The sequence below is a fragment of the Streptomyces sp. R44 genome (assembly GCF_041053105.1).
Taxonomy (GTDB): Bacteria; Actinomycetota; Actinomycetes; order Streptomycetales; family Streptomycetaceae; genus Streptomyces.
This window is the reverse complement of the sequence record NZ_CP163444.1, coordinates 8,454,610-8,467,068: the sequence shown is the minus strand read 5'-3', so window position 1 is coordinate 8,467,068 and position 12,459 is coordinate 8,454,610. Positions and strand designations below refer to the sequence as shown.

Genomic DNA, 12,459 nt, shown 5'->3' with positions numbered 1-12,459 from the left:
CACACAGAAGAACGTAACGCAGAGTGACGACAGTCGCACGACCTGTGGACAACGCCCTATGGACAACCGTCCGCAGGTGCGTCAGATGACGCCGCCGTCCGGGATTCCGGGCTGCCGCGCGGCCACGCCGAGGTGTTCGCCGACCCGGTTGACCAGCAGCGTCATCTCGTACGCCACCTGACCGACGTCCGCCTCGGCCGCGCTCAGGACGCACAGGCAGCTGCCCTCGCCGGCCGCCGTCACGAAGAGCAGCGCATCGTCGAACTCCACCATCGTCTGCCGCGCCCTGCCCGCTCGGAAGTGCCGGCCCGAGCCCCGGGCGAGGCTGTGCAGTCCGGAGGAGACGGCCGCAAGGTGCTCGGCGTCCTCGCGGACGAGTCCGCTGCTCGCGCCCGTCACCAGACCGTCGTTGGACAGCACCAGCGCGTGCCGTATGTATCCGACCCGCTGGGTCAGGTCGTCCAGGAGCCAGTCCAGTCCCTTGTCCAATGCCATCAGTGGTCCTCCCCCTAGCCGGTACGTCCCCCTCGGGCGGGCCTTGTTGGTCCGCACGGCCCTCGTGGTCCGTACCGTCGTCGTCCTCGTATCGCCGCAAGCCTTACGCACTGTCGTGGACAGGGCAAGCACCGCACCACGCTCGCGCGTGCCGCAGGATGGTGCCATGACGAGAATGACCGAGGAACAGTGGCGGGCTTTCGTGTCCGAGGGGACCCGTACGGGCAAGCTGGCGACGGTGCGCGACGACGGCAGTCCGCACGTCGTCCCCGTCTGGTTCGTGCTCGACGGGGACGACGTGGTGTTCAACACGGGCAAGGACACGGTGAAGGGCCGCAACCTCGCCCGCGACGGCCGGGTGTCCCTCTGCGTCGACGACGACACCCCGCCCTTCGCCTATGTGTCGATCCGCGGTCGGGCCGAACTCAGTGAGGAACTGGGCGAGTTGCGTCGCTGGGCCGCCCGGATCGGCGGCCGCTACATGGGGGCGGACCGGGCGGAGGAGTTCGGGGAGCGCAACGCGGTCCCCGGCGAGCTCCTCGTCCGGGTGCGGATCGAGAAGGTGATCGCCGAGGCCGGCATCGCCGACTGAGGTCCCGCCAGGCCGCCTCGGGATGCCACCGCCCCGCCCATGTCAGCCGACCGAGTCCAGGAGCCGGGCGGTGTGCATCCGCCCCGCGTACTCGACCAGCCGGATCAGCACTTCCTTTCCCGAATCGCGGTCGCGCGCGTCGCACAGGACGACGGGCGTGCCGCGGTCCAGGTCGAGGGCCCGGGACACGTCGTGCGCCCCGTACGTACGCGCGCCCGTGAAGCAGTTGACCGCGACCACGAACGGGATCTTCCGGTGCTCGAAGTAGTCGACCGCCGGGAAGCAGTCCTCCAGGCGCCGGGTGTCGGCGAGGACGACGGCTCCCAGGGCGCCCTGCGAGAGCTCGTCCCACAGGAACCAGAACCGGTCCTGTCCGGGCGTGCCGAAGAGGTAGAGGGAGAGCCCGGAGCGGATCGTGATGCGGCCGAAGTCCATGGCGACGGTCGTGGTGGTCTTCTGGTCGACGCCCCCCGTGTCGTCGACCAGTTCGCCGGCCCTGCTGAGCTGTTCCTCGGTGCGCAGGGGCCGGATCTCGCTGACCGCGCCGACGAGGGTGGTCTTGCCCACGCCGAATCCGCCGGCGACCAGGATCTTCAGGGCGAGGGCGGTGGTGTCCGCGCCGTCCTCGGCGCCGGTGCTCTCAGAGCGCTCGTAGGCCATCGATTACTTCCCTCAGGATTCTTTCGTCGGGGAGCTGTGCGGGGGGTACGGGCCGGCTGACGCGCACGAAGCCCGATTCGAGGAGGTCGCCGAGGAGGACCCGGACGACGCCGACGGGCAGGTCGGCGTCCGCGGCGAGTTCGGCGACCGACTGGGTCTCGGCCCGGCACAGGGTGAGCAGGGACCGGTGCTCGGGGCCGAGGAGCGCTTCCTCGGCCGGTCCGGGCGGCTCGTCGTCCACGACGACGAGGGCGATGAGGTCGAACCGTACGTTGCTGGGGCCCGGTTTGGTCCGTCCGCCGGTCATCGCGTACGGGCGTACGAGCGGTCCCGCGTCGGCGTCGTACCACTGACTGCCCGGCACGGTCGGGTCGGCGCCGGTGCTGTCGTCGTTCATGGGCTTCTCCGGGTCAGCCGGCGGCCGGTGGGGTCACCGTGAGGCGTGGCGGGGTGTGCAGGTGCTCGCCGACGCGCTTCACGAGGCGGGCCATCTCGTAGGCGATGAGGCCGATGTCGGCGCTCACGGAGCTGAGGACGGCGAGGCAGGAGCCGTCTCCCGCCGCGGCGACGAAGAGGAAGCCGTCGTCCATCTCGACCATGGTCTGGCGGACTCCGCCGGTGTGGAACTGGCGTCCGGCGCCCTTGGCGAGGCTGTGGAAGCCGGAGGCGATGGCGGCCAGGTGCTCGGCGTCCTCACGGCTGAGTCCGTTGGAGGCGCCCACGGCGAGTCCGTCGTTCGAGAGCACCACGGTGTGGCGGACCTCGCGGACCCGCATGACGAGGTCGTCGAGGAGCCAGTCCAGTTCGCCGGACCGGTGGTACGAGATCCGCTCGTGGTCGATCATGCGTCGTCTCCTTGGGAGCGAGGGTCGAGAGGGGCGGTGCCGTGGCCTTGGTCCTGGCGCGTGTCGGTGGCGAAGCCCGTACCGAGGGGTCGTCTGACACCCGGGGCGGCGCCACCGCCCCGCTGCCAGCCGTCCCGGTACGCCGTCATGCGGTCCCGGACCTGTTCCGGTGTCCGTGCGTCGGTGCCGGGTGCGACCGGTACGGGCACCGGCTGCGGGGCCGGTGCTTCACGCAGCTGCGGAACGAGGCTCGCCTGCCGTACGCGACGGGGCAGTTCGCCCTCGGAGAGCCCAGAGACGTCGGAGACCTCGGAGACCTCAGAGCCCGCGGAGCCCGCGGAGCCCGCGGAGCCCGCGGAGCCCGCGGAGCCCGCGGAGCCCGCGGAACCCGCAGCGACCCCGGATTCACCGCGACCTGTGGCCCCTTCGCCGGCCGGTGCGGCAGGCGGCCGCTCCCGGGAGGGCGGCGGCACGGGCGGTGGTACGGAGGGCCCGCGGCGGCGCAGTTCGGTGACGCCGGCGGGTGCCGGAGCGGGGCCGGGGCCGGGCTCCGGCCGTGCCCCGAGCGCGGGGACGGCGGTCGGGCGCGCCAACGGCTGCGGGCGGGCGGGCGTCGGGGGCTGCGGAGGGTTCGACGGGCGGGATCCGCCCGTCTGCTGGGGCAGGTTCCCGGGCCGCGCGCCCTGCGACGGCTGGGGGACCGGGCGTCCGGTGGCGACGGGCGAGGCCGGATTCCCCGCGAGCGCGGGAGTGATCGGGGCAGGTGGGGCCGGCGGCGGTGCCTGGGGCCGGCCGAAGCGGCGGGCCTCCGCGCGGTGCGCCTCCTCACGTTCCCGGGCGGCGCGCGCGTTGTCGTGGTGCGGGGCCTCGCCGGTCCTGCCGTCGACGACCGGACCGCCCGACATGTGCGGAGGAGGGTTCCCCGCGCGCGGGGTTCCGGCGGGAGGGGTGTCGGCGTGAGGGGTGCCGGTAGCGCTCGCCGACGCGCCGCGGCCCGGCGGCAGGGCGCCCTGGAGGAGGTCGGTCGGGAGCAGGACGACGGCTGTCGTGCCGCCGTAGGGGGAGGGCCGCAGGTGGACCCTGATGTCGTGGCGGGAGGAGAGGCGGCTGACGACGAAGAGGCCGAGCCGGTCGCTGTCGAAGAGGTCGAGGGCCTCGGACTGGGCGATGCGGGCGTTCGCCTCGGCGAGGGTGTCCTTGCCCATGCCGAGCCCCCGGTCCTCGATCTCCAGGGCATAGCCGTTTCCGACGGGTTCGCCGCTGACCCGCACCTTGGTGTGGGGCGGGGAGAACTGGGCGGCGTTCTCGATGAGTTCGGCGAGGAGGTGGGTGAGGTCGGCGACGGCTCCGCCGACGACGGCCGTCTCGGGGAGCCGGCGTACCTCCACGCGCGCGTAGTCCTCGATCTCGGAGACGGCGGCGCGGACGACGTTGGTGAGGGGAACGGGCATGCGCCAGGCGCGACCGGGGGCGGCTCCGGAGAGGATGATCAGGCTCTCGGCGTGGCGTCGCATGCGGGTGGTGAGGTGGTCGAGCCGGAAGAGGTCGCCGAGTTCGTTGGGGTCGTCGGCGCGCCGTTCCATGCTGTCCAGGAGGTTGAGCTGGCGGTGGACCAGGACCTGGCTGCGGCGGGCGAGGTTGACGAAGACCCCGGAGATGCCGCTGGCGAGTTCGGCGCGTTCGACGGCCGCCGAGAGCGCCGCGCGGTGGACGGTGGTGAGGGCCTCGCCGACCTGGCCGATCTCGTCGTGGGAGACGGGCCCGGGCGGGGCCTCGGCCTGGACGTCGATCTCCTCGCCGGCGCGGAGCCGGCGCATGGCGGCAGGGAGTTTGCGGCGCGCGATGCCGAGGGCGGTGTTGCGGAGGCTGACGAGCTCGACGACGAGGCCGCGGCCGATGCGTACGGAGATGACGAGCGAGGCGGCGACGGCGGCGAGGCCGAGGATGACCGCCGCGCCGCCCGCGCTGAGGGCACCGCCGGCGAAGGGGTCGGCGCGGCCGGCCGCCGCACCGCGCGCGTCGTTCTCGATCGCGGTGAGTCCGCCGCGTACGGCGGCGAGGGTGTCGTCCCACTCGGCGGAGGTGACGGCCTGGGCTGCGGGGCGGCCCGGGCTCGCGGCGCCGACCCGGTCCTCGGCCCGGGTGAGCCGGGTGTGGTCGTCGCCGGCGGCGAGCCGGACCCACGCGGCGCGTTCGGCGGCGGGCAGGTCGGCGGCGGCCGAGGCGGTGAGGGTACGCCGGGTCTCGACGGCCCCGGAGAAGGCACGGAGCCGGTCCGCGGTGAGCCGGCCGGTGAGGTGGGCGGAGGTGAGGACGGCGTCCTCGCGGGACAGCATCTCGCCGGCCCGGCCGAATTCGAGGAGTACGCGCGCGTCGGACCCCTGCTCGGCGTCCTGGATGCCGCTGAGGGCGCCGCCGACCGCGAAGGCGGCGGAGATGGTGTCCGTGTACGCGGCGTAGACCTGGTCCCAGTCGGCACGCCCGTCGGCCGCGGCGGTACGGAGCCGGGCGAGGCCCTCGACCTTGCCGACGAAGACGCTCACCCGGTCGGCGACCTCGCCGGGGAGGTCTCCGGTGTCGCCGACGGTGTGGGTGCCGTCCAGACGGAGCCGGTCGACGGCCTCGTCCGTACGGCGGACGCGGTCCTTGAGCTCGGCGGCCCGGGCGGCTCCGGGCGCCGCGACCTGCCGTACGGCGGCGCGCCGTTCGGCCTGGAGCGCGGCGAGGGCGGCCGTGACGGGCTCCCGGATCTCTGCGTCGACGCGCTGGAGCTGGCGGAGGCGGGCCACGTCCTGCGCGGTGCTGACGGTGGCGAAGCCCCAGAGGGCGAGGAGGGAGACGACCGGGACCATCAGGAGCGAGACGATCTTGGCGCGGACCGTACGAGGGCGCAGCCCCTGGAACGAGGGACGGACCTGTGGCGCGTCGGACGCGTGCGGTCCTGCGGAGTCCTGGGGCCGCTGGGAGGCCCGGGCGGCGGTGCCGGCGTCTCCGGTCACGAACGGACGGGCGGGGTGGACGGCGGTGCCGGAGTCTCCGGATACGAACGGACCGGCGGGGTGGGTGCCGCTTCCCGGCGCCGACGTGCCCGCGTGGCCCGTCCGGCCCGTCGTCGGCGAGGCCTCCGGGGTTCGCTCCCCCGGCTCGTCGGCGGGCGGACCTGCGTGTGCGCGCCGCCCGCGCGCGGCCGCCGGTGGCGGCGTGGCCGCCTCGGCGTCCTTGTTCTTGCGGGGAGTTCGCATGGCCTCCTCGTTCCGGCTGCGACTGTCTCTGGTGCGGTGTGGCGTGGCGTGCTTCAGGGGTGTCGGGTCATGCGGGTCAGGATCGGTTCGTACCGGTCAGGGTCGGCTCGTACCGGTCAGGTCGTCGGTGTGCGGGCTGCTTCCGGGGTGCGGAAGCCGGGTGGTGCGACGTCCACCGCGTGTTCGTCCGGTTCGGTGAGGCGTCCGGCGGAGGCGTAGGCGGCGCGTTCCCTGGCCGTCGGGGAGAGGGCGACGAAGGCGGAGGTGATGAAGAGGTACGAGCCGAGGCCGACGGCGAGCGGGAAGATGAACTGCATGACCGTGGCTCCCGGGAGGGTGGCCCCGGAGGGGACGACATCGACCCGCACCGCGAACATGCCGGTGTAGTGCATGCTGCTGACGGCCGCGCCCATCACGAGCGAGGCGACGGCCACGGCGGCGGGCGCGTGGATGTTGAGCGCCGCCCAGAGCGCGGCCGTGGCGGCGACGACGGCGATCAGCACCGAGAGGCCGACGAGCAGCGGGTCGTACCGCACCTGGCCGTGGAGCCGGAGCGCGGCCATGCCCATGTAGTGCATGCTCGCCACACCGATGCCCGTGGTCAGCCCGCCGATCAGGAGGGAACGGACCCGGTCGCGTCCGTAGCCGACGGCGAAGACTCCGACGCCGACGACGGCCATCGCGATGACGAGGCTGAGGATGGTGAGCGGAACGTCGTAGCGGATGTCGGTGCCCGTCACGCCGAATCCGAGCATCGCCACGAAGTGCATCGTCCAGATGCCGGTGCCGATCGCGGAGGCGGCGGTCAGCAGCCAGTTGCGCCGTGACCTGCCGGTCGCGTCGAGCGCTCGTACGGTGCAGCGCAGCCCGAGGGCTGCGCCGATGCAGGCCATCGCGTACGACAGCACGGGTGTCAGCCAGCCGAAGGTGGCGTGGTCCAGGTGTCCCATGGCTCAGGGACGCTAGTGCGCACCGGGGGGCGCATCGGGGGCGCATTTCGAAAGCTGCTGGAATATGACAGAGAGATGGTCCCGAACGATCAGGCCGAGCTCGAACGTGCACACAGAACGTTCACCCCTCCGTGTGGGGAATGGTGCGAGATCATGAGCACATGAGCGACGACCCCACACATGTACGAGAGTTCTTCGGCGCCCGCGCCGCCGACTGGGACAGCCGGTTCCCCGACGACGGCCCCGCCTACGCCGCGGCCGTGGACGACATCGGCCTTCGCCCCGGCGACGCCGTGCTGGACGCCGGATGCGGCACCGGCCGCGCGCTCCCGCCGCTCCGTGCCGCCGTCGGCCCCTCCGGAACGGTACTCGGGGCCGACCTCACGCCCGAGATGATCGAACGGGCCGTCAGCGCCGGACGCGGCGGAGAGTCCGGCGGGACGCTGCTGCTCGCCGATGTCGGCCGGCTGCCGGTGCGCGACGGAGCACTCGACGCCGTCTTCGGGGCGGGCCTCATCTCGCACCTCGCGGAGCCCGTCGCCGATCTGCGGGAACTCGCCAGGGTCGTACGCCCCGGAGGCAAGCTCGCGCTGTTCCACCCGATCGGGCGAGCCGCCCTCGCGGCCCGCCACGGCCGGCAGGTCACGCCGGACGACCTGCGCGCCGAGCCCCGGCTGCGCCGGGTGCTCGCCGAGGCCGGCTGGCGACTCGTCAGCTACGTCGACGAGGACGCCCGCTATCTGGCCCTCGCCGTACGCGAGGACTGAAGCGGGCCGCAGGGCCGGATGTGGCAGAGTCGGGGCCGGGTCGGCGGACTGGCCCTGAGGGCTGCCGGGAGGGGAGCAACGGGTGGCACGGGTGGTGGACGGCCGGTTCGAGCTGGTGGCGCGGCTCGGCGGGGGCGGAATGGGCACCGTGTGGCGGGCCAGGGACCTGGCCCTGCACCGGGAGGTGGCGCTCAAGGAGGTACGCCCGCCGGACCCCGCGCTCGCCGAGTACGCCCCCGACGCCGCCCGGGAGCTCCGCGTCCGGGTGCTGCGCGAGGCGAGGGCACTCGCGCGCGTGGCGCACCCGCAGGTGGTGACCATCCATCACATCGTGGACGGCGGCGAGGGCACCTACCCCTGGCTCGTGATGGAGCTGGTCGACGGCGGTTCGCTCCAGGACCGCCTCGATCGCGGCACCCTCACGCCCGGCGAGGCGGCCACGCTGGGGCGCGGGATCCTCTCGGGTCTGCGGGCCGCTCACGCGGTGGGCATCCAGCACCGGGACATCAAGCCCGCGAACATCCTGCTCCGGCCGGACGGCCGGCCGGTCCTCACCGACTTCGGCATCGCAGCTGTCCACGGCGCGACCGCCCTGACCGCCGCGGGCTCGATCATCGGCACGCCCGACTACATGGCGCCGGAGCGCGTCGGCGGCGAGGAGGGCGGGCCGTCCGCCGACCTCTGGTCACTGGCGATGACGCTGTACGTGGCGGTGGAGGGCCACCATCCGCTGCGGCGGGCCAACACGCTCGCCACGCTCGCGGCCGTACTCGGCGAGGACGTCCCGCCGCCCCACCGGGCGGGGCCGCTGACCCCGGCGCTGACGGAGGTACTCGTACGGGACCCGGAGGCGCGCCCGGACGGCGAGACGCTGGACCGGCTGCTGGCCGCGGCGGAGACCGAAGGTCCCGGTAAGACGGCCGACGACGCCGCCGAGCCACGTGACACGGCTCCCACGCCGCCCGACACCGCCACCTCCTACCGCCTCGCGCCACCGGCACCGTCCGCCCCGCGGAAGCGCCGCGGCGCGGTGTACGCCGGGGCCGCCGCGGCGGTGGCCCTGAGCGGCGTCCTCGTCTGGAGCCTCCTGCCCGACGGCAACGGCGGCTCGGACGACGACCGCACCGCGGGCAAGAACGGCGACCGGCCGTCCTCCGCCGCCTCCACAAGCACAGGGACGGGGACGGGCACGGGCACGGGCACGGCCACGAAACCCGGTTCCGGCCTCACCGTCGGGATCAAGTTCGACCAGCCCGGCCTTGGCCTGAAGCGACCGGACGGCACGTACACGGGTCTCGACGTGGACGTGGCCACCTACATCGCCGGCGCGCTCGGCTACAAGCCCGGTGACGTGACCTGGAAGCAAGTACCCGGTTCCCTGCGGGAGTCGGCGCTCGCCCGCGGCGACGTCGACCTCGTCGTGGCGACGTACGCGATCAACGACAAGCGCAAGAAACAGGTCGACTTCGCCGGTCCCTACCTCGTCGCCCATCAGGACGTCCTGCTGCCGGAAGACTCCCCCGTCGCCAAACCGGCCGACCTGAACGACCGGAAGGTCTGCGCGGCCGCCGGCACCACCTCCGCGCTCACCATCCGGACGCTGATCGCCCCGCGGGCACGGGTCCAGACGTACGACACCTACACGCAGTGCATCGTGGCGATGAACGCGGGCCTGGTCGACGCCATCACCACCGACGACGCGCTGCTCGCCGGGTACGCGGCACAGGACGGCTCCCAGGGCGGGTTCAAGCTCGCGGGCTTCCGCCTCACCGAGGAGCGCTACGGCGTCGGCCTGCGCAAGGGCAGCCCTCTGCGGGCCCGGGTCCAGACCGCGATCGCACGGATGATCACCGACGGCTCCTGGGACAAGGCCGTCGAGAAGAACCTCCCGCTTCTGCACGCGGACCGGCCTCCGATCACCGACTGAGGCCGGCGGAAGCACCGCCGCCAGATCGCCACGGAGGCCGTCACGGATGCCAACGCACCCTTCTTTACCGGCACTTCACTGTCTACCGTAGAAACGCCGGGCAGTCGTGCCCGGGAAAGGCGGCGGGCCGTGGCACGAGTTCCGGAAAGACTGCGCAGACTCCTCTCCTCCGGCCGGAAGGCGCCCGAAGCCGCCGCGCCGGCTCCACCGCGCCCCCGGCAGGGGCACAACCTCTTCGAGGCCGCCGCCGAGTACGTGGCGGCCTGCGCCGAGGACGACCCGGCCCGGGCGGAGGAGGCGGCGAGCCGGGTCTCCCCCGGCATGCTCTCCTTCGGCGTGAACGAACTGGCCTGCCGGGCGCTGATCACCCTCGCCAGGGAACGGAACGAGTCCCCCCGCACCGTCGCCCGCTCCCTGCTCGGTCTGCGGGACGCATCCCCGGCGAGGCGGGCCGGCGACACGTGACGGACCGGCCCCGGCCGGGCGAGGTTCCCTGGTGGAGACCCTCGACGCGCGGGTTACCCACTGGTTAAGGTGCGCCGACGACCAGATGGGGAGGAAGCCGTGGCTGGGACGGACCCGATCGCCGAGGCCGACGCCGACGCGCTCCTTGTGCTGACCGCGGCACTGCTGACGCCCGCGCGATTCCCGAGCGTGCTCGGCGACGACTACCCGGCGGCCTGCGCGGCGCTGGGCCTTCAGCCGTACGCCGAGGGGTACGGGCTCGTGTTCGGCCAGGACGGGCACGGGGCCCGCTGGACGGTCGTCGTCGACGACGTGTCCCTGGTCGCCGTGGCCATCTCCTCCTGGGACTGCGGCATGGCGTACGACCTCTCCCCCGACGAGCACTCGGTGGTGGCCGGGCTGCCGGGCTGGCCGCTCCCCGTGGCGACCGTCGCCCCCGGCGTCCCGGCCCCGCACGACCCGGAGCCGGAGGAGGGCGACCCCGCACCCCTCGTCCCGCCCTCCGGCGAGGAGTGGGGCCCGGCGCAGCGCCGGCTGGGCGCCGACGAGGTGGCGGCCCAGTGGGAGGCCTGGCGGGCCCGGGTGGGCGACGCGGGCGGGGAACCCACGGCCTCTCGCGCCCCGGAGCCCACGGAAGCCGCCGGGCCACCATCGGCCGAGGCCGGGGACCAGGACGGCGCCGCTGCCGACGGCTCCGCACCCGACGGCTCCGCTGCCGACGGCGCCGTCCCCGGCCCGTACACCGGCGTCAGGAAGGCCCTGGACGAGCTGCGCGGCTATCTGGAGGAGCCCCCGCCGGTCGGCAGGGTCCGCTCGTCCGCCGGGATGCTCCGTGCCGACGGTCCCGGCTGGTCGCTCGTGGCCAAGGCGGACGACATGGCGTTCGTCCTCCTCGACGAGGCGCCGCGCGAGGTGCTGCCCGTGACGCGCGGCCCCAGGCTGCCCGCCCTCCTCGAAGCGCTCGACGCGATGGCCGTACGCGCCTCCTGAGGAACCCGCCCGCACGACCGTCTCCACGCCCCATAGGACGAGGGCCCGCGGTGTGGTTCCGAACCATGGTCCGACGGTGGTGGTGCGCCGCACGATGTGGCGCCGCACCTCTTTTCCGTCGTCCCATCGGAGGCTCACCATGCGCCTGTTCCCAGGCGTCTCCCTGTTCGCCGCGCTCCTCACCGGGGTGACCGTCCTCGGCCCCGCGAGCCCCGCCGGGGCCGAGGCGCCCGCCGCCTCGCGCTGTGCGCGTCAGGACCGGGTCCATGTGCCCGGCGCCGAGCGTCAGCAGTCCGCCTGTCTGGACGACCTGACGACCACCGGGCTCGCCGGCACCCCGTACACCGACCTGGCCGACCAGGCCGGTCTGGCCTCGAAGGCGACCCGTAACCCCTCGGGAGTACCGGGCGTCCAGATCGACGGCTACTTCCCCGACGACTCCCGCCTCAACGCCACCCACGGCTGGGCCCATGACGCGCAGTTCGTCATCCGGCTGCCCGACCACTGGAACGGCGGGCTCGTCGTCACCGGCGCCCCGGGCTCACGCCGCCAGTACTCCACGGACGCGCTGATCTCCGACCAGGTGCTCGCCCGGGGCTTCGCCTACGCCGCCACCGACAAGGGCAACACCGGACCTGACTTCTTCACCGACGGACAGGAGCCCGGCGACGCGGTCGCCGAGTGGAACCGCCGGGTGACCGAGCTGACGCGGGCCGCCAAGAAGGTCGTACGGCAGCGCTACGGCCACGCTCCGGAGCGCACGTACATGACCGGCATCTCCAACGCCGGCTACCTCACGCGCTGGCAGCTGGAGAACCGGCCCGAGCTGTACGACGGCGGGGTCGACTGGGAGGGCGTGCTGTGGACGACGCGCGGCCCGAACCTGCTGACGAGCCTGCCGGTGACGGTGGCCAGGACCCAGGGCCTCGCCACCGACGAGGACCTGATCGCGGCGGGCTTCGCGCCCGGCTCGCGCTTCCTGTGGCCGTACCACGAGAAGGCCTACTGGGGGCTGACGCAGAAGCTCTTCCGGGCCGAGTTCGACCCCTCGTACGACCCGGCCTGCCCGGGCTCCACGGCCGGTGGGACCGTGGAGCAGATCTTCGCGCCCTGCGCCTCGGACGCCTCCTACGACTACGCCTCCCGGCCCGCGTCCGTCCACCGCGCGGTCGCGAAGGTCGCGCTCACCGGACGGATCGGCAAACCGCTCATCACGCTCCACGGCGACCTGGACACACTGCTGCCGATCTCCACGGACTCCGATGTGTACGCGCGGATGATCGACGAGCGGGGCCGGGGCGGGCTGCACCGCTACTACACGGTGCAGGACGGGACGCACACGGACGGCCTCTACGACACCTATCCGGACCGGCTGCGACCGATCCTGCCGTGCTACCGCTCCGCGTTCGACGCCCTGACCCGCTGGGTGGAGAAGGGCACGACGCCGCCCGCGGACCGTACGATCGCGCGGCCCACGAGCGGTGACGTCGTCAACTCCTGCGCTCTGGAGGGGTGAGACCCCGGAC

Annotated in this window: 12 protein-coding genes; 6 read left to right on the top strand and 6 right to left on the bottom strand. The window is 73.6% G+C overall.

The features are described 5' to 3' along the window. Nucleotides 1-81: 81 nt before the first annotated feature. On the bottom strand, nucleotides 82-495 hold the full coding sequence (locus AB5J54_RS39030) for a roadblock/LC7 domain-containing protein (RefSeq protein WP_369148695.1): 414 nt from the start codon (nucleotides 493-495) through the stop codon (nucleotides 82-84). Between the two features lie 166 nt (nucleotides 496-661). Here AB5J54_RS39030 and AB5J54_RS39025 point away from each other — a divergent pair, with 166 nt between their 5' ends. Continuing rightward, nucleotides 662-1,087 (top strand): PPOX class F420-dependent oxidoreductase, encoded by a 426-nt coding sequence (locus tag AB5J54_RS39025; protein WP_369148694.1) that lies wholly within the window; start codon nucleotides 662-664, stop codon nucleotides 1,085-1,087. 42 nt (nucleotides 1,088-1,129) lie between these two features. On the opposite strand, the gene AB5J54_RS39020 is transcribed toward AB5J54_RS39025, so the two are convergent. From AB5J54_RS39020 to AB5J54_RS39000, 5 genes are all read right to left on the bottom strand, one after another. Further along, complete coding sequence (locus AB5J54_RS39020) at nucleotides 1,130-1,747, bottom strand: ATP/GTP-binding protein (RefSeq protein WP_369148693.1); 618 nt, start codon at nucleotides 1,745-1,747, stop codon at nucleotides 1,130-1,132. Then, on the bottom strand, nucleotides 1,728-2,144 hold the full coding sequence (locus AB5J54_RS39015; RefSeq protein WP_369148692.1) for a DUF742 domain-containing protein: 417 nt from the start codon (nucleotides 2,142-2,144) through the stop codon (nucleotides 1,728-1,730). The genes AB5J54_RS39020 and AB5J54_RS39015 overlap by 20 nt, the downstream gene beginning before the upstream one ends. Nucleotides 2,145-2,157: 13 nt before the next feature. After that, nucleotides 2,158-2,592, bottom strand: coding sequence for a roadblock/LC7 domain-containing protein (locus AB5J54_RS39010; RefSeq protein ID WP_369148691.1), 435 nt, complete (start codon nucleotides 2,590-2,592; stop codon nucleotides 2,158-2,160). Next, nucleotides 2,589-5,834, bottom strand: coding sequence for a nitrate- and nitrite sensing domain-containing protein (locus AB5J54_RS39005; protein ID WP_369148690.1), 3,246 nt, complete (start codon nucleotides 5,832-5,834; stop codon nucleotides 2,589-2,591). Before AB5J54_RS39005 ends, AB5J54_RS39010 begins: the two co-directional genes overlap by 4 nt. Nucleotides 5,835-5,950: 116 nt before the next feature. Then, entirely contained in the window at nucleotides 5,951-6,784 is an 834-nt protein-coding gene (locus AB5J54_RS39000; RefSeq protein WP_369148689.1) for an MHYT domain-containing protein, read from the bottom strand. A gap of 161 nt (nucleotides 6,785-6,945) precedes the next feature. Between AB5J54_RS39000 and AB5J54_RS38995 the strand changes: the two genes are divergently transcribed. The 5 genes from AB5J54_RS38995 (at nucleotide 6,946) to AB5J54_RS38975 (ending at nucleotide 12,449) form a co-directional block, all read left to right on the top strand. After that, on the top strand, nucleotides 6,946-7,551 hold the full coding sequence (locus tag AB5J54_RS38995; RefSeq protein ID WP_369148688.1) for a class I SAM-dependent methyltransferase: 606 nt from the start codon (nucleotides 6,946-6,948) through the stop codon (nucleotides 7,549-7,551). Between the two features lie 139 nt (nucleotides 7,552-7,690). Continuing rightward, nucleotides 7,691-9,478: a bifunctional serine/threonine-protein kinase/glutamate ABC transporter substrate-binding protein gene (locus AB5J54_RS38990; protein ID WP_369149604.1), complete on the top strand. Its 1,788-nt coding sequence runs from the start codon at nucleotides 7,691-7,693 to the stop codon at nucleotides 9,476-9,478. 129 nt (nucleotides 9,479-9,607) lie between these two features. Next, nucleotides 9,608-9,943 carry a hypothetical protein gene (locus AB5J54_RS38985; RefSeq protein ID WP_369148687.1) on the top strand — a complete coding sequence of 112 codons (336 nt, stop codon included), beginning with the start codon at nucleotides 9,608-9,610 and terminating at the stop codon, nucleotides 9,941-9,943. Between the two features lie 99 nt (nucleotides 9,944-10,042). Beyond that, a complete protein-coding gene (locus AB5J54_RS38980; protein ID WP_369148686.1) occupies nucleotides 10,043-10,933 on the top strand; it encodes a hypothetical protein in 891 nt (296 codons plus the stop codon). A gap of 139 nt (nucleotides 10,934-11,072) precedes the next feature. Beyond that, nucleotides 11,073-12,449, top strand: a complete 1,377-nt coding sequence (locus AB5J54_RS38975; protein WP_369148685.1) for a tannase/feruloyl esterase family alpha/beta hydrolase — start codon at nucleotides 11,073-11,075, stop codon at nucleotides 12,447-12,449. Nucleotides 12,450-12,459: the final 10 nt, after the last annotated feature.

What these genes read in the sequence shown, in the direction of transcription:
- AB5J54_RS39030 (WP_369148695.1), bottom strand. Translation starts at nt 495, where the DNA reads ATGGCATTGGACAAGGGACTGGACTGGCTCCTGGACGACCTGACCCAG.
- AB5J54_RS39025 (WP_369148694.1), top strand. Translation starts at nt 662, where the DNA reads ATGACGAGAATGACCGAGGAACAGTGGCGGGCTTTCGTGTCCGAGGGG.
- AB5J54_RS39020 (WP_369148693.1), bottom strand. Translation starts at nt 1,747, where the DNA reads ATGGCCTACGAGCGCTCTGAGAGCACCGGCGCCGAGGACGGCGCGGAC.
- AB5J54_RS39015 (WP_369148692.1), bottom strand. Translation starts at nt 2,144, where the DNA reads ATGAACGACGACAGCACCGGCGCCGACCCGACCGTGCCGGGCAGTCAG.
- AB5J54_RS39010 (WP_369148691.1), bottom strand. Translation starts at nt 2,592, where the DNA reads ATGATCGACCACGAGCGGATCTCGTACCACCGGTCCGGCGAACTGGAC.
- AB5J54_RS39005 (WP_369148690.1), bottom strand. Translation starts at nt 5,834, where the DNA reads ATGCGAACTCCCCGCAAGAACAAGGACGCCGAGGCGGCCACGCCGCCA.
- AB5J54_RS39000 (WP_369148689.1), bottom strand. Translation starts at nt 6,784, where the DNA reads ATGGGACACCTGGACCACGCCACCTTCGGCTGGCTGACACCCGTGCTG.
- AB5J54_RS38995 (WP_369148688.1), top strand. Translation starts at nt 6,946, where the DNA reads ATGAGCGACGACCCCACACATGTACGAGAGTTCTTCGGCGCCCGCGCC.
- AB5J54_RS38990 (WP_369149604.1), top strand. Translation starts at nt 7,691, where the DNA reads ATGGGCACCGTGTGGCGGGCCAGGGACCTGGCCCTGCACCGGGAGGTG.
- AB5J54_RS38975 (WP_369148685.1), top strand. Translation starts at nt 11,073, where the DNA reads ATGCGCCTGTTCCCAGGCGTCTCCCTGTTCGCCGCGCTCCTCACCGGG.